This window comes from Pseudomonas sp. Marseille-Q7302, from assembly GCF_965111925.1.
In genome coordinates, this window is sequence record NZ_CBCOPK010000001.1 from 1,761,555 (window position 1) to 1,778,580 (window position 17,026).

Annotated in this window: 16 protein-coding genes and 1 pseudogene; 5 read left to right on the forward strand and 12 right to left on the reverse strand. The window is 64.5% G+C overall.

What is annotated here, in order from left to right:
* The first annotated feature begins 151 nt into the window (after positions 1 to 151).
* Entirely contained in the window at positions 152 to 1,273 is a 1,122-nt protein-coding gene (locus ACWPW1_RS08115) for an STY4528 family pathogenicity island replication protein (protein WP_454252738.1), read from the forward strand.
* Between the two features lie 37 nt (positions 1,274 to 1,310).
* On the opposite strand, the gene ACWPW1_RS08120 is transcribed toward ACWPW1_RS08115, so the two are convergent.
* Positions 1,311 to 1,586, reverse strand: coding sequence for a hypothetical protein (locus tag ACWPW1_RS08120; protein ID WP_454252739.1), 276 nt, complete (start codon positions 1,584 to 1,586; stop codon positions 1,311 to 1,313).
* 320 nt (positions 1,587 to 1,906) lie between these two features.
* Between ACWPW1_RS08120 and ACWPW1_RS08125 the strand changes: the two genes are divergently transcribed.
* Positions 1,907 to 2,254, forward strand: a complete 348-nt coding sequence (locus ACWPW1_RS08125; RefSeq protein WP_160922927.1) for a helix-turn-helix domain-containing protein — start codon at positions 1,907 to 1,909, stop codon at positions 2,252 to 2,254.
* A 330-nt stretch (positions 2,255 to 2,584) separates the two neighbouring features.
* On the opposite strand, the gene ACWPW1_RS08130 is transcribed toward ACWPW1_RS08125, so the two are convergent.
* Positions 2,585 to 2,920, reverse strand: coding sequence for a hypothetical protein (locus ACWPW1_RS08130; RefSeq protein ID WP_454252740.1), 336 nt, complete (start codon positions 2,918 to 2,920; stop codon positions 2,585 to 2,587).
* Positions 2,921 to 3,205: 285 nt separating this feature from the next.
* Between ACWPW1_RS08130 and ACWPW1_RS08135 the strand changes: the two are divergent.
* A pseudogene (locus ACWPW1_RS08135) lies at positions 3,206 to 3,594 on the forward strand (SDR family oxidoreductase); the annotation flags it as partial.
* An 89-nt stretch (positions 3,595 to 3,683) separates the two neighbouring features.
* Here the strand turns inward: ACWPW1_RS08135 and ACWPW1_RS08140 are convergent.
* On the reverse strand, positions 3,684 to 4,466 hold the full coding sequence (locus tag ACWPW1_RS08140; protein WP_454252741.1) for a response regulator transcription factor: 783 nt from the start codon (positions 4,464 to 4,466) through the stop codon (positions 3,684 to 3,686).
* 139 nt (positions 4,467 to 4,605) lie between these two features.
* Here ACWPW1_RS08140 and ACWPW1_RS08145 point away from each other — a divergent pair, with 139 nt between their 5' ends.
* Together ACWPW1_RS08145 and ACWPW1_RS08150 are read left to right on the forward strand one after the other, a co-directional pair.
* Positions 4,606 to 5,421 carry a carbon-nitrogen hydrolase family protein gene (locus tag ACWPW1_RS08145; RefSeq protein ID WP_454252742.1) on the forward strand — a complete coding sequence of 272 codons (816 nt, stop codon included), beginning with the start codon at positions 4,606 to 4,608 and terminating at the stop codon, positions 5,419 to 5,421.
* A gap of 107 nt (positions 5,422 to 5,528) precedes the next feature.
* Positions 5,529 to 6,857: an APC family permease gene (locus ACWPW1_RS08150; RefSeq protein WP_454252743.1), complete on the forward strand. Its 1,329-nt coding sequence runs from the start codon at positions 5,529 to 5,531 to the stop codon at positions 6,855 to 6,857.
* A gap of 301 nt (positions 6,858 to 7,158) precedes the next feature.
* Here ACWPW1_RS08150 and ACWPW1_RS08155 read toward each other — a convergent pair whose 3' ends face one another.
* The 9 genes from ACWPW1_RS08155 to ACWPW1_RS08195 all read right to left on the reverse strand — a co-directional run bounded on the left by ACWPW1_RS08155 (position 7,159) and on the right by ACWPW1_RS08195 (position 17,016).
* Positions 7,159 to 7,920: a DeoR/GlpR family DNA-binding transcription regulator gene (locus tag ACWPW1_RS08155; protein ID WP_454252744.1), complete on the reverse strand. Its 762-nt coding sequence runs from the start codon at positions 7,918 to 7,920 to the stop codon at positions 7,159 to 7,161.
* A 55-nt stretch (positions 7,921 to 7,975) separates the two neighbouring features.
* A complete protein-coding gene (locus ACWPW1_RS08160) occupies positions 7,976 to 8,659 on the reverse strand; it encodes an SDR family NAD(P)-dependent oxidoreductase (RefSeq protein ID WP_454252745.1) in 684 nt (227 codons plus the stop codon).
* 11 nt (positions 8,660 to 8,670) lie between these two features.
* Complete coding sequence (locus tag ACWPW1_RS08165) at positions 8,671 to 9,801, reverse strand: sialidase family protein (protein WP_454252746.1); 1,131 nt, start codon at positions 9,799 to 9,801, stop codon at positions 8,671 to 8,673.
* Complete coding sequence (locus tag ACWPW1_RS08170) at positions 9,788 to 11,200, reverse strand: sodium:solute symporter family protein (protein ID WP_454252747.1); 1,413 nt, start codon at positions 11,198 to 11,200, stop codon at positions 9,788 to 9,790. Before ACWPW1_RS08170 ends, ACWPW1_RS08165 begins: the two co-directional genes overlap by 14 nt.
* Before the next feature lie 78 nt (positions 11,201 to 11,278).
* Positions 11,279 to 12,604, reverse strand: a complete 1,326-nt coding sequence (locus ACWPW1_RS08175; protein ID WP_323150109.1) for an MFS transporter — start codon at positions 12,602 to 12,604, stop codon at positions 11,279 to 11,281.
* A 27-nt stretch (positions 12,605 to 12,631) separates the two neighbouring features.
* Positions 12,632 to 13,582, reverse strand: coding sequence for a phosphoglycerate dehydrogenase (locus tag ACWPW1_RS08180; RefSeq protein ID WP_454252748.1), 951 nt, complete (start codon positions 13,580 to 13,582; stop codon positions 12,632 to 12,634).
* Positions 13,583 to 13,593: 11 nt separating this feature from the next.
* Entirely contained in the window at positions 13,594 to 14,607 is a 1,014-nt protein-coding gene (gene pdxA / locus ACWPW1_RS08185) for a 4-hydroxythreonine-4-phosphate dehydrogenase PdxA (protein WP_454252749.1), read from the reverse strand.
* Positions 14,600 to 15,853, reverse strand: a complete 1,254-nt coding sequence (locus tag ACWPW1_RS08190) for a four-carbon acid sugar kinase family protein (protein ID WP_454252750.1) — start codon at positions 15,851 to 15,853, stop codon at positions 14,600 to 14,602. The genes pdxA and ACWPW1_RS08190 overlap by 8 nt, the downstream gene beginning before the upstream one ends.
* Complete coding sequence (locus ACWPW1_RS08195) at positions 15,850 to 17,016, reverse strand: iron-containing alcohol dehydrogenase (protein WP_454252751.1); 1,167 nt, start codon at positions 17,014 to 17,016, stop codon at positions 15,850 to 15,852. Before ACWPW1_RS08195 ends, ACWPW1_RS08190 begins: the two co-directional genes overlap by 4 nt.
* Positions 17,017 to 17,026: the final 10 nt, after the last annotated feature.

The window sequence follows — 17,026 nt, forward strand, 5'->3', positions numbered from 1 at the left end:
CCACCTCTGACTCATCTAGGTTGGTCTACAGCAGACCATTTGGTATGCAACAGAAATACGGTGACGGGCCAAATCGGATTTATCCGGGACAGACCAGTTGGTGCCAAAGAGACTCGCCTGGCAGCCGAAAGGCCTTGGTAGGGGAGAGGAAATGGCAAGCTATTCCGCACACGAGCGCTACGCATCGACTGACTGGGTCACGACGCCAACCGCACTGCTGGTAGATCCGCGCCTGACTCCCTTGGAGCGCAACGGCTGGCAGGTCTTGCGCGTGCTGAGCGGCCCGGATGGTGTCAGTTCGCTTACGAGCCTGAGCCAGCTACGACGCTATCTCACCACCACGCCGTTAGGGCAGCGGGCGGGCTATGAGACGGCGCGACGTGTTCTGAAAGTGCTGCGCCTGACGGGATGGATCACGCTGATCGGTGTGCAGCGTGACCCCATGACGGGCAAGGTGATGAGCGAGCGCTACAGGGTGCATGAGCGCGCCTTAGCGTTTGATCAGGCATGCACTGCCGACCAGACGCTTGCCTGTCTATTACAAGCGTGCCTGCACGAGACTGGGCATCCGATCCAGCGGATCGCGCAGCATCTAAGTCAGGCGTTCACGCAGGGTGAGCGCAGTAAAGATGTAGTGCCTAATGGAGCTTCTATCCCAAGCGAGTTTGGGAGCTCTATCTCCGGGGCGGTACCTGTGGAGTCCGGCTTAGGCCAAACCGGTCTGCCACAGACCAACAAAGTCCACGACGAACCAATTGGCCAATACAGTACGTACAGTAGTAAGACGTATAAAGTACGTACGTATCCTTCAAAGCTGGAAAACACGAAGGGCAATGCTCCGCTTCCATCCTGTCTCGCGGGAATTGATGAGGAGCAGTTGCAGGAGCTGCTGACGGCACTTGATGAATTGTCCCTAGAGCAGCGTCAGCAGGTGTTGGCAGAGCTCGACGCCAGACACCGTAACGGCGGGGTACGCAACGTGGTGGCCTATGCTTTTGGCTTGATCAGACGAGCGCAGTCGGGAGGTTTCCGGCCTTATGCATTGCGGGACAGGCCGGCAGTGCAGGCCGTGGCGAACAGAGACCTCGGCATGGGCCATCGTCCACGCCCGGCACATCGAGTAGCCCCCGCAAAGCGCTCAACGCCCGAAGTCGCTGAAAACCACATTGCGACGCTTCGCAAGATGCTCAACATGCCTGTCAGGGTGTCGCGTGTGCTCGACGACATCAAAGCTCGGTCCGAGCAGCGCGGCGAAGAAGCCAGTGGCGGTTAATCAAGATTTATCGAGCCACTCTGCGGGCTTGGACTGCTCATAGGCCCAGTGCGGAGGCGTTCGTAATGCTTTTGCTGCGGCGATGGATGATGACTATCTCATCCAACAGATCTTGCGCGGTCATCTTGATAATCGTGGCGCGAAGCGAATCTGTTTCCAGGGTGCACGCGTCAAGCTGATCGAGTAGGTCCTTCAGTATGGAAAAGCGCAGCTCGATGTCATCTGAAAGGTCCGACAAGTCGCTTGCGAAGTAGCTGGCGTCGATACCTTTCTGCGGGAGCGGATAAATCCGCGTGTTCTTGGTGTGCGTCATGATGCGTATACCTCGATTTTCCTAACGTCCGTCTGGGGGTCGATTAATCGATCCTGTCCGGGCAGGTCGCTCAGCACTTCAGCTTGCACTCGCTGGCTTGGAGGTATCTCAGCGTTAGCAGCAGCCTTACAAGTGCTATTGCCCAAGGTGCCGAGCCAGCCATGTCTCTGGTGACCAAGAGGATTCCGGCCCTCTCACTAGCTGCCCATGAGCAGATAGGCGAGCTTTAGCAAGACAACCTATAGGGTTGATATTCAACCTGTAATGCCCTTCATGTCAACAGGGTGTCGCTCGACCATTGAGGTTGAAGGGAGGGCGTCATGGCTGAGTACGATACGGCGGCATTGGCAGGTCTGGTGGGGCGAGCCATTGCTCGGCAGCGCATTCGCTGCGGGTTCACCCAAGAGCAGATCGCCGAACGATTGGGGATAGGCAACGAGGCGGTATCGCGCATTGAGCGCGGTTTGGTCATGCCTAACATTGAGCGCTTATTGTCTCTGGCGGAGGTATTCGGCTGTGAAGCAGCGGACTTGCTGACCGAGGCAAGTGCCCGGCCTCAGGATCAGGCCCGACATCTCGAAACGCGCCTGGCTACCCTCAGCGCCGAGGATCGCCAACTGGTCATTGAGTTGCTTGAAAGTCTGATTCAGCGACTGGGACGCGGTTGAGCGAGCGACTAGGGTGCTTGATTCCCGCACCTTTAGGTTCTCAGGCAGATGCCTGGGAAGGAGCAGTGCCGGCTGCTCCACGGAACCTGGCGTCTGTGCGCTTGAAGGAATAGCGGGCACAAAAAAGCCCTCGCGAGAGGGCTCCTTCACCGGCGATAGAGTTACACGAGCAGGTGGGCGAGATAGGCTACGCCAGCAGTAAAGGCCGCGCCGGTGAGTACGGGCACCGCGATCCACAGAGGATTGGCCTGACGCTTACGGTACCTGGCAGACTTCTCAAGGACCGCGTCAACCTCAGCGCGTGTGGCTTCGACCCTACGGCGTCTCGACTCATTTATGGCTTGTGCGTTCATGCGCTACTCCTTTGGAGGGCGGCGCCTCCGGGGCCTTATTCAAGGCCGATATAAGCGTGATCATAATACCGGTGATCACTGCTGCAAGCGTGGCCCATTTTCGAAATGAGTCGACGCGCAGCTCTGTGAGTTCGATGTTGAGCTTGTCGATCTCCAGCAGAGTCTTTTCCAGCGTCAGCTCAGCCTGGTACCGAGCGATTTGCTCCGCTTCGACCGCGATATCAGCAGGCGACAGCTCGAGCCGCGGATCTCTAGGGTCTTCATCGAAATCGCCCGCAGATAGCCCTAATGGCGGCTCCTGTCTATTGGACATGCAGTACCCATCTTTAATTGGTGGAAAAAATACGCGCGGGCTATGCCACCTCTTACGATGGGCGGCTGCGCTCGGCCCACGGTGAGCATGCGCGGCGCGCTAACTACTCGTGCCGCGTTTCCACATCCGCCGGCCCTCAGACACGGTCGTCGGTCAAAGAACGTAGGTCCTGGCGGCTGTGGCTGATTTAGGTCCCGACCGAACGACTACGGGTCAGTGTCAACCTGCGCAAACATAATCGTCTTCCCAGCGCTTCTCGCTACGACCACTCTCAACCGATGCTGGTGCCGCGAGGCCGTCAAGACAATGATGCCCAACGAATCCGGAGCTATCGTCACCATGGCCTCATACGCGTCCGGCTGTGCGTTTCCCACCCTCGGCGCCTAAGGGTTGCACTAGCCCAACTGACCGGCACGCTCGCGCTCGAAGCCATCGAGCACGGCATCCGCGTCAACGCGGTCGGAGTCGACGACGTCGTCACCAACATCCTTAATGGCGTGGTCGGCGACGGCCCGGGTTTTCTTGCCCGGCACGGCGAAACCGCGCCCATTGGCCGTGCTGGGCAGTCGGAGGAAATTGCCGAGATTGTCGCCATGCTCACCTCGGACCGCGCAAGCTATCTAGTCGGCTCGATGGTCATGGCCGATGGCAGCATGACTGTCACCGCCAGTTGATCAACCCATCACGCATACAGGGGATCCCTCATGAGCATACTGACCCAGGTTGCCTTCTTCATTGCACTGCGCGATGCAAATCTGTGGCGTCATCCGCGCTGAGCCTGCAGGAACACCGCGAACAGCTCCGACTGCGACTTGATGCCCAGCTTGCTGTAGACGTGCTTGCGGTGCACCTTCACGGTCTCAGCCGAAATGGCTAACTTGCGCGCCACCTCTTTGCTGGAGTACCCGCTGAGGACCAGACGCGCCACTTCCAGCTCGCGACCGGTCAGCGCCGTTTCCACTTGGCGTGCCATCCGCTCAAGGCGCTCCTGCCAAGGCGGGGCGGCCGTCGGCTCACTGGGCTCCGGCTCGTGGTTCAGGCGCTGACGGACCAACGCGGTAACCCAGGGCGCTACCAGGGAGAACAGGGCTATCTGGTCAGGTTGGAAGCGTTGCCGTGAACCTAGTGACAGACACAGCGTTCTAGCACCGGGGAGGGCGACATTGAACTGCACCTCGTCAGCGACCACGTTGAGGCTGAAGTAGCGCTGGTAGTAGTCCGTTTGCTCGAAACAGTCAGGCGCGATTTCGCTCAAGCGTACGAGACCTTCCCGCTGGCTCTCGCGACTGGCGATGTAGAAGGGGTCGAGCAGGTACAGGCCGTGCAGATAGTCCTGAAAGAGCCGGTCCGGTGCACCGTCGTCGCCGGGACTTTCAGCCAACACCTGCGGGCGTCCCTCGCTAAAGACCAGGGCCACCCAACTGTCGTGATGTACGTACTGCGCCAGCGCGCGAGTCATGGCACGCCAAAAGTGCGGGCGTTCGAGCGCTTCGATGAGTTCGGCCACGGTCTGATGGAAGGCGATGTCGTGCAAGGTCATGGTCATCTGTCTACCCCTATGGGGTTACCCCGCGTGCGTAATTCCGCCTGTGTGGCTCCGCCTCCATACTCGACTCCGGCCGGAGGGGTGTCCGCATTCTGTGTTTGCCCCCCACCTGATGCAACACCAAGAACGGAGCCCCGTCATGCAAGTTGAACTCGCTCAGCTCACCGGTCGTGATGGTGATACGGCCCATAATCTCGCCCAGGCCCTGCAGGCTATCGCGTCGTGCAGGGCGGGTACACGCCTGCTGGTGTTCCCGGAAACCTACCTGACGGGCTTTCCGACGCCAGAAAACGTTGCGGCCCTGGCTGAGCCTTTGAATGGCCCAAGCCTGACGGCTATCGGCAAGGCAGCGGCTGCGCGTGGGCTGGCTGTTGCCATCGGTTTTGCCGAAGACGACGGCGGCACGTTCTATAACACTACTGTGTTGATGGACGGGCAGGACATTGTGCTGATCTATCGCAAGACGCACCTGTGGGCGTCGGATCGCGGCGTGTTCGCGCCGGGCGATCGCTACGCCACCGCGCTGCTGGACGGCGTACGGGTCGGCTTGCTGGTGTGCTTCGACATCGAGTTTCCGGAGAGCGCACGTGCCCTGGGCGAGCTTGGCGCAGAGCTGCTGATCGTCACTAACGGCAACATGGACCCGTACGGGCCGACGCACCGAACCGCGATCACAGCGCGGGCGATGGAAAACCAGGCCTACGCGGTGATGAGCAACCGGGTCGGCGCAGGCGACGACGGCCTGGTATTCGCGGGCGGCAGTGCAGTGGTCGACCCCAACGGCAGCCTGTTGCTGGAAGCCGGTCGAGAGCCCTGCGCGCAGTCCATTACCTTGGACTTTCATCGCCTAGCTGAAGCCCGCCGTGACTACCGCTATCTGGAAGAGCGCCGCATGACGCTGCCAGGTACGCGTATCGACCATGCCAATGGCGTGCGTGAGCTACTGATCCCCTGACATTTCCCTTCTGAGGGGCGCCACAGACGCGCCCGTTGCGGCCTTGCCGCGCGCTTTTGCCGACTTCGGTCCTGCCATAACAACGTATAAAATGGGAGTAACAAGTAATGGCTCGTCTGCAACGATCCCTGTCTTTGGGAGCGGTGGTGCTGTTCGGCATCGCCTACATGACGCCGATTATCGTGCTCGGCACGTTCGGTATCCTTGCCGAGATCACCCACGGCGCCGTATCGGCGGCCTACCTAGCCGCTGCGGTGGCGATGTGCTTCACCGCGCTGAGTTACGCGCGCATGGCCAAGCTGTTTCCGGTAGCCGGATCGGCTTATAGCTATGTGCGCCACAGCATCAGCGATCACCTCGGATTCATTGCCGGCTGGGCGGTGTTGCTCGACTACCTCTTCCTCCCGATGGCGATCTGGCTGATTGGCGCGGCCTACCTCCATTCGGCGTTCCCGCAGCTACCCCAGGCGCTTTGGGTGCTGACGTTCATCCTGGTCACCAGCGTGATCAACATCGTGGGCCTGCACCTGGCCAAGGGCATCAACAGCGTACTGATGCTGGTGCAGTTTCTAGTGCTGCTGGCCTTCGTGGCGCTGTGCGTGCATTACGTGCTGGGCGACGCCAGCAAGCCACTGTTGTCGCTGCAACCGTTCTTGGACGAGGGCGTGAACCTGTCTCTGGTGATGGCGGGCGCGGCGGTAGCGTGCTACTCCTTCCTGGGCTTTGATGCGGTCAGCACCCTGACTGAGGAAACCCGCGACCCTCAGCGCACCATTCCTCGGGCGATCCTGCTGATCACCCTAATCGGTGGACTGATCTTCGTGGTCACGGCCTATTTCGTTCAGCTGGCCCATCCGTCCACCCAATTTGAAAGCAGCGATGCGGCCGCTTACGAGATCGCCCGCAATATCGGCGGTGATCTGTTTGTGTCGGTCTTCCTGATCGGGTTGATCGTGGGCCAGTTCACCTCTGGCTTATCGGCGCAGGCCAGCGCCTCGCGCCTGATGTTCGCCATGGGCCGCGACGGCGTGCTGCCGCGTGCGCTACTGGGCACCCTGAGCCCGCGCTTCGGTACGCCGGTAGGCGCTATCCTGGTCTGCGCGGTAGTGGCGCTGCTGGCCCTGAGGCTCGATGTCACTACCTCGACCTCATTCATCAACTTCGGCGCCTTTCTAGCGTTCAGCCTGGTGAACCTCTCGGTGATCGTTCACTTCGCGCGTCAGCCCCAAAAGCGTGGCCCCCTACAACTGGTGCTCTATCTGCTGTGTCCGCTTATTGGTCTGTTGGCGACGCTCTGGCTGATGATCAGCCTCGACCGCTTGGCGATCATGCTTGGCTGCAGCTGGCTGATGCTCGGTGGACTCTATCTGGCTTGGCTGACGGGAGGTTTTCGTAGCCGCCCGCCCGCACTTAGCTTCGACGCTGAGCAAGGGTAAGTACCGCGCTTTTCGCCGCGCGGGGCAGGTACCCGACCAAGCCGGCGAAGGCGTGTGAGTACGTCTGATTCGCCGGGTGGCCACATACCGAACCAATGCCGTATCGGCTGCAGGTGGCCCCTATGCACTTAGCCCAAGCGCTGGCCAACATTTGGCGTTCGGCGTCAGGCGCCGGCGACGCGGTTTAGGGGTGGCACTTAGAGCACGCCTGGAATGAAGCTGGCGTGTGAATCGCAGCCGCCTACCGCGTTCAACGACTGACCCTTACGCCAAGGCCCTGCGTAGATCAGCGTGTTGATTCTCAGGACACGACCTCCACGCGAACCAGCGCCTGCTGCCGGAAGGGCGCGAGAGACTCGCTCGCCGTGGCATCGGTAATCAGCGTCCAGTCCGTCTTGAGCGGCGTCCAGTGCTGCTGGCGATCGCGGCCCAGCTTGGTCGAGTCGGCGAGTACGAACACCTCGGCGGCCTGCTGGATCATCAGCTCCTTGAGGTACGCCTGCTCGGGGCTGGCCTCGCACAGGCCACGCCCGGCGACGACGCCATCGGCGCTGAGAAAGACTTTGTCGGCCGACAGCCGCTCCAGCATGGTGAAGGCCGCCGGGCCGAAGGTGGACATGCTGCCGGGCCGCAGGTCGCCGCCGAGCAGGGTGACGTGGCCTTCCGGCAGATCGCGCAGCAGCGGCACCGCCAGCAGGTTGTTGGTGATGACGTGCAGGCCGCGCCGCTCGCTGAGCAGCTTGGCCAGGGCGGCGGTCGTGGTGCCGCCGTCCAGCACCAGGGTGTCGTGGTCGTTGATATGGGCGAGGGCGGCGCGGGCGAGCAGGGCCTTTTCCGGAGCGGACTGGTTGCTGCGTTGCTCCAGGGACGGCTCCGGCTCACGGGTACCGATGTGGGTCGCGCCGCCGTAGGTCCGCAGGATCTGGCCTTCTTCCGCGAGGGCGGTGAGGTCACGGCGCACCGTGGCTTCCGACACCTCCAGATGCCGGCAGAGGGTTTCGACGTTGGTGTGACCGGCCAGAACCAGTTCGAGGATGGCCTGGCGACGTTTGGCGACCTTCATGGGGATTCCATCGGGAGAGACGGCGCTACTCTAGCGCAGTCGCGCGTCCCCCACATCACAGCGACGCGCCGCCGCAGACCGTCAGCGTCTGGCCGGTGAGGGCGCCGGCATCCGGGCCGAGCAGGAAGGCGGTCAGGCCGGCGACTTCCTCAGGTTGTACGTAGCGGCCCAGCGGAGGCAGCCGCGGCGGCGTGCCGGCGCGACCCGGATCGCGCAACATGGGTGTCTCGGTCGCCCCGGGCGCCACCAGGTTCACGGTGATGCCGCGCGAGGCCAGCTCCAGCGCCCAGGAGCGCACCAGACCCACCAGGGCCGCCTTGGTGGCGGCGTACTGGCTGCGTCCAGCGGCGCCCTGCATGGTGCGGCTGCCGATCAGTACGATGCGCCCGCCTGTGGCGAGGCGCTCGATCAGGCGGTCCACCAGCCGGCTGGCCACGGCGACGTGCAGGTGCCACATGGCTGCGCCGTCGGCCGGATCCAGGGCGCCCAGTGGCGCGGTGCGCATGAAGCCGGCCGCATGGGCGATGGCGTCCAGCGGTTCGATGTCGGCCAGCACCGCATCCAGCGCCTGTTCATCGGCCAGGTCGACGCCGATCCAGGTCAGCGCCGGATGCGTCTGCTCGGGCGGGCGGCGGCTAAGGCCGGTCACCCGCCAGCCTTCGGCGAGCAGGCGCTGGGCGATGGCCGCGCCGATGCCGGAACTGACGCCGGTGACCAGGGCGTGAGGCTGAGTCGTCATCGCCGTCTCCTTCAACGCAGCGCGGCCAGCGGCAGCCGGACGTGCTTGATGCGTTGGCGGAAGTAGGTGAAGGCCAGGTGCACATCCCCGTTGGCCGCCTGCACGAGGCTCGGATAGGAGTACTCGCGATTGAGCTTTTCGGTGGAGTTGTTGGTCAGGCAGTAGCCATCGCCGGCCTCGACATCCAGGCGTCGCCAGGTGTGGCCCTCATCCGTGGACACGGCCAGACTCATGGGGCCACGCGGCACGCCCCAGACGGCGCTGCGTTCACCGTCCTTTGCCACCGGATCGACGCGGCTGTCGCCGTCGTCGATCTCGTCATAGAGCGAGGCGCGGCGTTCGCTGTAGTCGGCGGCGCTGGTGGGATTGTAGGCCACGACCAGTTCGCCGCTGGTGAGGCGAACGAACTGGATGGAGGAGTTGTTGTTGGGTAGGGCCGTCGGGGTGGGGACGCTCCAGCTGCGACCGCCGTCCTGAGAGCGGCTGGCGTGGATAAAGTCGGCCCAGCGACTGCGGAACAGCGCCAGCAGGCTGCCGTCACCCAGCAGCTGGATATTCATGTGCACGCAGCCGGTGCTCTCGGGCACGGCATGCTCGGTCCAGCTGCGGCCCTGATCGCCTGAAATCAGCACGGCGCTGGTGTCATGGCTGCCTACCCATTTCTCGCCGGGGCGAGCGATGCAGTGAAAGATCGGCAGCAACCAGTCGCCGTTTGAGAGCACCACCGGCGGCTGGCGGACGAAGGTGCCGGGCGTGTCGATCAGGGTCTCGATGGCGCTCCAGCTGTGGCCGCCGTCGGTGGACAAGCGGCGGCGCACGATGGCGGTGTCCTGGTTGCCAGCGACCTGGGCGGTCCACAGCAGCCACAGCGGGCCGCCGGGTGCCTGGAACAGGATGGGGTTCTGCTCGGAGCGAGTCGGGTCGTCCGATAGCTGCACCGGATCGCTCCAGATCCCGCTGACGGGATCGCGGCGGCTCAGCAGCACCGAGATGTCGGCCTTGCCTTCCTGGGTGCCGGCGAACCAGGTGCACAGCAGGGTGCCGTCAGGCTGAGCCAGCAGGTTGGCGGCGTGGTTCTGCGGATAGGGCGTCGGCAGGAAGCTGTCCTGGCGACCGGCGATGGCGATTTCAGTGGTTGGCATGGCGGACCTCGGCAGGGGCGGCTTTGGCGGCGGACTGGGGGAAGAGCCGTTCGATGACCACGACGATGGCGGGCGTCGCCAGGGCAACGTACATGTTGTCGATGCCATAGGGGTTGCCCAGCAGATACCAGACGCTGGTGGTGATGGTCGAGGCCAGCAGGCCCAGGGTCGCGCCCCGGTTGGTGGCGAACAGCGGCAGGTAGATGGCGATCATGGCGATCACCGCGATGGACAGGCGCAGCGCCCGGGTGAAGAACGACAGGTTCAGGATCTCGGGCACGAAGAACACGAAGAACAGCGGCACGAAGCCAATGATCAGGGAGATCACCCGGGTGGCCTTGAATTCACGCTCGGGGGTCGGCTTGCGCAGCGGCACATAGAAGTCCCGCACGACCAGGGAAGCGATGGCCAGGGCCACGGTGCTGACGCTGACGAAGATGGAGGCGACCAGGGAGATGGTCACCACGCCGGCCAGCACGGGATGCATCGACTGCAGGAAGACGGGCAGGGCGTAGAGGCTGCTCATTTCCGGATGCAGGTACTTGGCCGCTACCCCGATGAAGCCCAATGCCAGGGAGATGGGAATGCACAGCAGCGAGGCGTGGAAGGTGGAGCGCTGTGCGGCGCGGGCATCCTTGGTCGAGGAGATCGCCTGGATGATGAACTGGGTGGAAAAGATCGCGCCGACCGTACCGATGATCCAGGCGAAGATCTTGCTGCCGCCAATGGCGCCGTCCCAGGTGAAGTAGTGCTCCGGCATGTTCTGCATGACCGGAGTGAAGCCGCCGGTCATGTGCAGGGCCACGCCCAGGACGATGAGCACGCCCACGTACTTGACCCCGGTGTGCAGGATGCTGACGTAGGCCACGCTCTTCAGCCCGCCGAACGCGTAGTACAGGGTACTGACGATGGCGGTGATGAAGGCGGCGGTGGGCAGGTTGATCTTGAGTACCGTGGCGATCGCCGCGGCGCCGCTGACGTAGTTGCCGACGTTCACCAGCAAGAGGGCGTAGATCATGATGATCGACACCATCAGCTTGGTGGACAGGCCGTACTTCTGGGCGATGAAGCCCGAGATGGTGAATTCACCGGAGGCGTAGAGCTTGCGCGCCATCAGCAGGCCGAACAGTGGAAAGCCGATGGCGGCGGCGATCACCGACCAGGAGGCGGCGAAACCGCTTTCGAAGGCTGCCTGGGCAGTGCCAACGGTGGACTTGGCGCCGATGAATTCCGACATCATCAGGATGCCCACCACGAAGGCCGGCATGCTGCGCGCAGCCACCATGAATTCGCCACTGGTACGGCTGCGCAGGCGGATGCTGAGCCAGGTGGTGAAGAGAATGTAGACCACCACCATCCCGATAATGATGGCAGTGCTTTGCACGTCGAACGTCTGCATGGAAATCGCTCCGTGTTGTTGTTGTACGAGCTTTTTCACAGGGCGCTGGCAGAACGCCGGCGCCCTGAACGAGAAACGTCAGTGGCTGGGCTGGCCCGCGCGCAGCAGGTCCGCTTCCGGGTCGTCATCGGTGACGATGGGTTCCACCCGGCCGAGCAGGAACAGGTAGTTGAGGATGGCCGCCACGATCAGCGCCGCCGAAAACAGCAGGGCGATGTTGAAGGAGCCGGTGGTGGCGACGATGAAGCCGGTGACGATGGGGCCGACCACACCGCCCATGTTGGAGACCGAGTTCTGCAGACCGGCCAGCATGGACGTCATGCCGCGCGGGGCGATATCCCCGGGCATGGCCCAGACCTGGGTGGCGGCCACGGTGGTGCCTGACTTGGCGATGCACAGCAGGATGATCGCGATCCAGGCGGATTCGGCGAAGGCGGCCAGACCAATGCAGGAGGCCATCAGCAGGCCCACCACCAGGAAGGTCTTGCGGATGGCCGTCAGCGAATAGCGACCGCTGCGGTAGATGCGATCCGACAGCCAGCCGGCGAAGATTTCTACCACCATGGCGATGAGCAGCGGCAAGGCGGCCATGAAGCCCATGGAGATGAGGTCCATGCCCTTTTCCTTGACCAGGTAGGTGGGCAGCCAGGTGATGAAGAAGTAGGAGTTGTAGTTGATGAAGAAGAAGCCCAGGCACATGGCCCAGACGTTGCGGTAGCGCAGCAGCTCGTACCAGCGCATCGCCGGCTTCTCGCCATTGCCCTCGCGACGGCGCTGCCCTTCGCGGATGTAGCGCAGCTCGGCCTCGTTGATGCGTGGATGGTCTTCCGGATCATTGCGGTAGAAGGCGAACCAGGCCAGGGCCCAGAGGATGCCGAGGGCGCCGCTGATGACGAAGGTCAGCTTCCAGCCGAACAGTGCGATCAGGCCGACGATCAGCGGCATGGCCACCGCGCCGCCGAACTTGGAACCGCTATCGAAGATGCCCGACACGGTGGCGCGCTCCTTGTCGGGAAACCAGCGCGAGGTGATGCCGGCGTTGCTCGGGTAGGCCGCCGCCTCGCCGATGCCCAGGCCGATGCGCAAGGCGAACAGCGACTTGAAACCCGTGGCGAGACCGGTCAGGGCAGTCGCCAGCGACCACCAGAGCACCGCGCCGCCCAGGGTGGCCTTCTGACCGAAGCGGTCGGCCAGCCAGCCCGCGGGCAATTGCAGCAGGGCGTACGACCAGAAGAAGGCCGACATGATCAGCCCCATCTCGGTCGCGTTGAGGGCGAATTCCTTGCTGATGAAGGGTGCGGCGGCGGAGAGCACCACCCGGTCGATGTAGTTGATGGCGATCGCCGTCCACATCAGTCCAGCGATGATCCAGCGAATCCTGGTGGCCTTGTTGTTGTTATCCATGATCAGGTTCCGAAAAGGGATGAAGGGTCAGGGAGTGACGACGACCGACTCCAGGGGGGCTGTGCCCGTGAGGGCGGCCACCACGTTGCGGGCGCAGGTGAGGCTGAGGATGTCCAGGGCGCCCGGGGTGTAGCCGGCGATGTGCGGCGACACCACCACGGCGGGCAGCCCGTATAGCGGGTGCTGGTTGGCCGGCTCGTCCTCGAACACGTCCAGGGCCGCGCCGCCCAGATGGCCGCTGTGCAGCGCCTGGTAGAGCGCCTCTTCGTCGACGATGCCGCCGCGCGCGGCGTTGATCAGGTGGGCACCCGGCTTCATCAGGCCCAGGCGCCGCGCATCCATCAGATGGCGAGTGGCGTCGGACAGGCCGATGTGCAGGGTGACGAAATCGGCCTCGGCGAGCAGCTCGTCCAGGGCGCGGAATTCGATGCGCTCGCGGTCGGCGAAGGCCTGGTCGGGGTAGGGGTCATGGGCGATGACGCGCATGGCGAAGCCACTGGCGCGACGTGCGACCTCCTTGCCGATGCTGCCCAGGCCGACGATGCCCAGGGTCTTTCCGTGGACATCCGCGCCAAACAGCCGCGGCCACTCGCCGGCGCGGGTCTCGCGGTCGGCGCGGGCGACCTGGCGGGCCGAGGCCAGCAGCAGGGCGAAGGTGTAGTCGGCCACCGCGTGGCGGTTGGAGTTGGGCACGTTGCACACGGTCACGCCGCCGGCGCGGGCCGCGTCCAGGTCGATGTTGTCGACCCCGACGCCGTGCTTGCACACCAGGCGCAGCTGCGGCAGGGCCGCGAAGGTGGCGGCGTCGAAGACATTGAAGGCGGTGATGGCCGCCTGGCACTCGGCGGCCGCGGCGATGAAACCCTCGGCATCGATGTCGGCGGGCAAGGTCACCACGTCGATGCCGTGGCGGGCCAGCAGCTCCAGCGGTTCGCGGGAATACTTGGCGAAGGACGGCGAGGTACAGACGACTTTCATGGTCATGCTCCTCAGGCGGCCTGGCTGGCGCGGTGGCGGCTGGCCAGTTCGGTGGCCTGGCGCAACGCTTCGATGAGGCTGCGCTCGTCGGCGATGCCCTTGCCGGCTATGTCGAAGGCGGTGCCATGGTCCACCGAGGTGCGGATCACCGGCAGGCCGACAGTGACGTTGACTCCCGCCTCCAGCCCCATGACCTTGACCGGGCCGTGGCCCTGGTCGTGATACATGGCCACCACGCAGTCGAAATCGCCGCGACCGGCGCGGAAGAACAGGGTGTCGGCGGGCAGCGGGCCTTCCACGCGCCAGCCGCGCGCACGCAGCTCGTCGATGGCCGGCTGGATCTTGGTCTCTTCCTCGCCGTAGCCGAATAGGCCGTTCTCGCCGGCGTGGGGATTGATGCCGCAGACGGCGATCAGGGGATCCTGGATGCCGGCGCGCAGCAGGGTGGCATGGGCACGCTCGATGGTGCGCTTGACCAGGCCCGGCTCGATGCGCGCGATGGCATCGATGATGCCGATGTGTGTGGTGACGTGGATGACCTTGAGGATTGGCGTCATCAGCATCATCGACACCTCCTCGGTGCCGGTTAGGTGCGCCAGCAGCTCGGTGTGGCCCGGAAAGATATGACCGCCGGCGTGCAGGGCTTCCTTGTTCAGCGGCGCGGTGCAGATGGCGTCGAGTTCACCGGCCGAGGTGAGCTGCACGGTGTGCTCGATGTAGCGATAGGCGGCGTCGCCGGCCAGGGCGGACAGTTTGCCGTAGGGCAGGTCGGCGGGGATCAGGCCCAGGTCGATGCAGTCCACCACCCCGGGCTGGAAGCGGGCCTGATCAGGCCGCTCGATGGCGTTGACCTGCAGACGACCGCCGACGATGCGATTGGCGTCTTCCAGGCGACCGGCGTCGCCGATGACCAATGGCCGGCAGCTGTCGTACACCGTGCCATGGGCCAGGGACTTCATGATGATCTCGGGACCGACGCCGGTGGCGTCACCCATGGTGATGCCGATGACGGGACGTTCAGACATGGTGGGCTTCCTTCTGCAGGGAGGCCGTGGCGGCCTGTGCGGGTAGGTGGGCGCGCAGGTGGCGCCAGGCGTCGAAGAGGGTGTCGGATTGGCCGAAGCCGCCGGCCTTGGTGACCACTGGCAAGAGGCGGCCATGCCAGTGGGCGCTGGCCAGGGCCACCCCCGGTGCGAGGGCGCCGTGCAGGTCCAGGGCGGCGATGCCTGCCTGGGCGAGCAGGGCGCGGGCGGTTTCGCCGCCGGTGGCCATGAGCGCGGCGGCCTCATGCAGGGCCGGCTGCAGCAGTTCGGCCAGGGCCTGGCTCAGGGCCGCGGCCTGGTGGGGATGCCGGGCTTGCTGGTCGAGGCTGACCAGGACGTCTTCGCCACCTGCCAGGCGCTGGGCCAGGGCCGCGCCCAAGGCCTGACGTTCGGCGGCGCGTTGCGGGTCCAGCAGCCACGCGGGGGCCAGCGTGTTCCAGTGTTGGTGGCTGCCGGCAGCCAGCCGTTCGGCCTGCGCCTGCGAGTGGCGCGACATGCTGCCGACCACCGTGAGGACCGGGCCATCGCTCCGAGGACCTGGGATGGGGCTACCGGTCAGGCCCAAGGCGTTGGGCAGGGCCTCGGCCAGGCCAGCTGAGCCGACCCAGAACAGTTGCCGCGAGAAGGGCGCGGAGGCCCACGCCAGTGCGTCCAGGTCCGATTGGTGCTGCGCATCGCAGACCAGCGCTCGCAGCCCACCGTCGAGGGCGCGGCGCAGGGCGGTGGCCAGGGCCACCGGCTGCCGCAGGGTAGCGAGGTCCAGGCAGGCACAGCTGACACCCTGATCGGTGAGTTGCGCGACCAAGTCGGCGCTGCCGGTCAGGGCCTCGTTATGCCAGACATCGGTCTGATCGACCGGTACGCCGTCCAGGTACTGAATGCCACCCCGGGTAGTGCGTCCCTGCGCCGGGTAGGCAGGTGCCACCAAAGCGAGACCGCGGGGCGCAAGGGCGGCCACCTCGGCGGCGACATTGCCTCTCAGGGTGGAGTCGATCTTCTTGTAGAGTGCGGCGCCGATCACCGCCGGATGGCCGAGCAGCGCGGCGTGGCGCGCAGCGGCAGCACTTGCGTCCAGGCGACGGCTGTCCAGGTCCAAGGCCGTCACCGGTGCCTGTGCATCCAGGGCCTCGACGTCGAGTAGCACCCGGGTCGCCTGCGTCTTGGCGAAACCCAGGGCGCAGTCGGCGGCGCCGCTGAGGTCGTCGGCCAGGATCAGCAGACGGGTCATGGCAGCAGGCGCCGGTACAGCGCCTGGATGTCGTCCAGACTCAGCGGCTTGGGATTGTTGACCATTAGCCGGGTCACCTTGGACGCCGCCACCGCCATGTCCGGCAGGTGCTCCTCACGGATGCCGAAGACAGCCAAGTCCTGGGGGATCTCCAGGGCGGCGGTCCAGGCGGCGATCTGTTCGATGAGCGTGTGCGCGGCAGCCTCGTCACTGTCTTCCTCACGGGCCAGGCCGCAGACCACGGCGGCTCGTTTCAAGCGTGGCGCGCAGCTGTCCAGGTTGAAGGCCATGACGTGGGGTAGCAGCATGGCGTTGGCCACCCCGTGGGTGACGTGGAACTTGCCCCCCAGGGGATAGGCAAGGGCATGCACGGCAGCGGTGCCGGCTGCGGTCAGGGCCACGCCGCCATAGGTGGAACCGAGCAGCATGTCGCTACGAGCGCGTACCGACTCCGGCTGCTGATAGGCCTCGACGATGCTGCCGGCGATCAGGCGCATGGACTCCAGGGCGAAGGTATCGCTGACCGGGTTGGCCTTGTTGGAGATGAAGGATTCCAGCGAATGGGTGAAGGCATCCATGCCGGTGGCGGCGGTGATGGCCTTGGGCAGGCTCAGGGTCAGCAGCGGATCGAGCAGCACCAGCGCAGGCAGCAGGTGGCGGCTTACGACACCCACCTTGAGCTCCTCGTCGGGCAGCGTGACGATGGCATTGGGCGTGACTTCCGAGCCGGTGCCGGCGGTGGTTGGGACCAGCACGGTGGGCAGCCCGGCGCGGGCGACCTGGTCGATCCCGAGCATGGACTTGAGCGACTGCTCGTTGGTGAGCATGACCGCGAACAGCTTGGCGGCATCCAGCACCGAGCCACCGCCGATGGCGAGCAGGGCATCGGGCTGGCGAGGCGAGACCTGCTCGCGAAAGACCTGTTCGATGTTCTCCAGGGTCGGCTCGATCTCGACGTTGTCGATCACGGCCACTTCGATGTCACGGGCGGCCAGTTGCGCCTTGACGCGATCGGTCACCCCCAGGCCATGCATGGCGTTCTGGGTCACCAGCACCACACGGCGCAGCGGGACGTCGAGGAGGGCGAGCTTGTCGCCGAGTTGATCCAGGGCGCCTGCGCCATGGACCAGATGTTTGACGGTCTGGAAATGATAGAGGGACATGGAGGCTCCG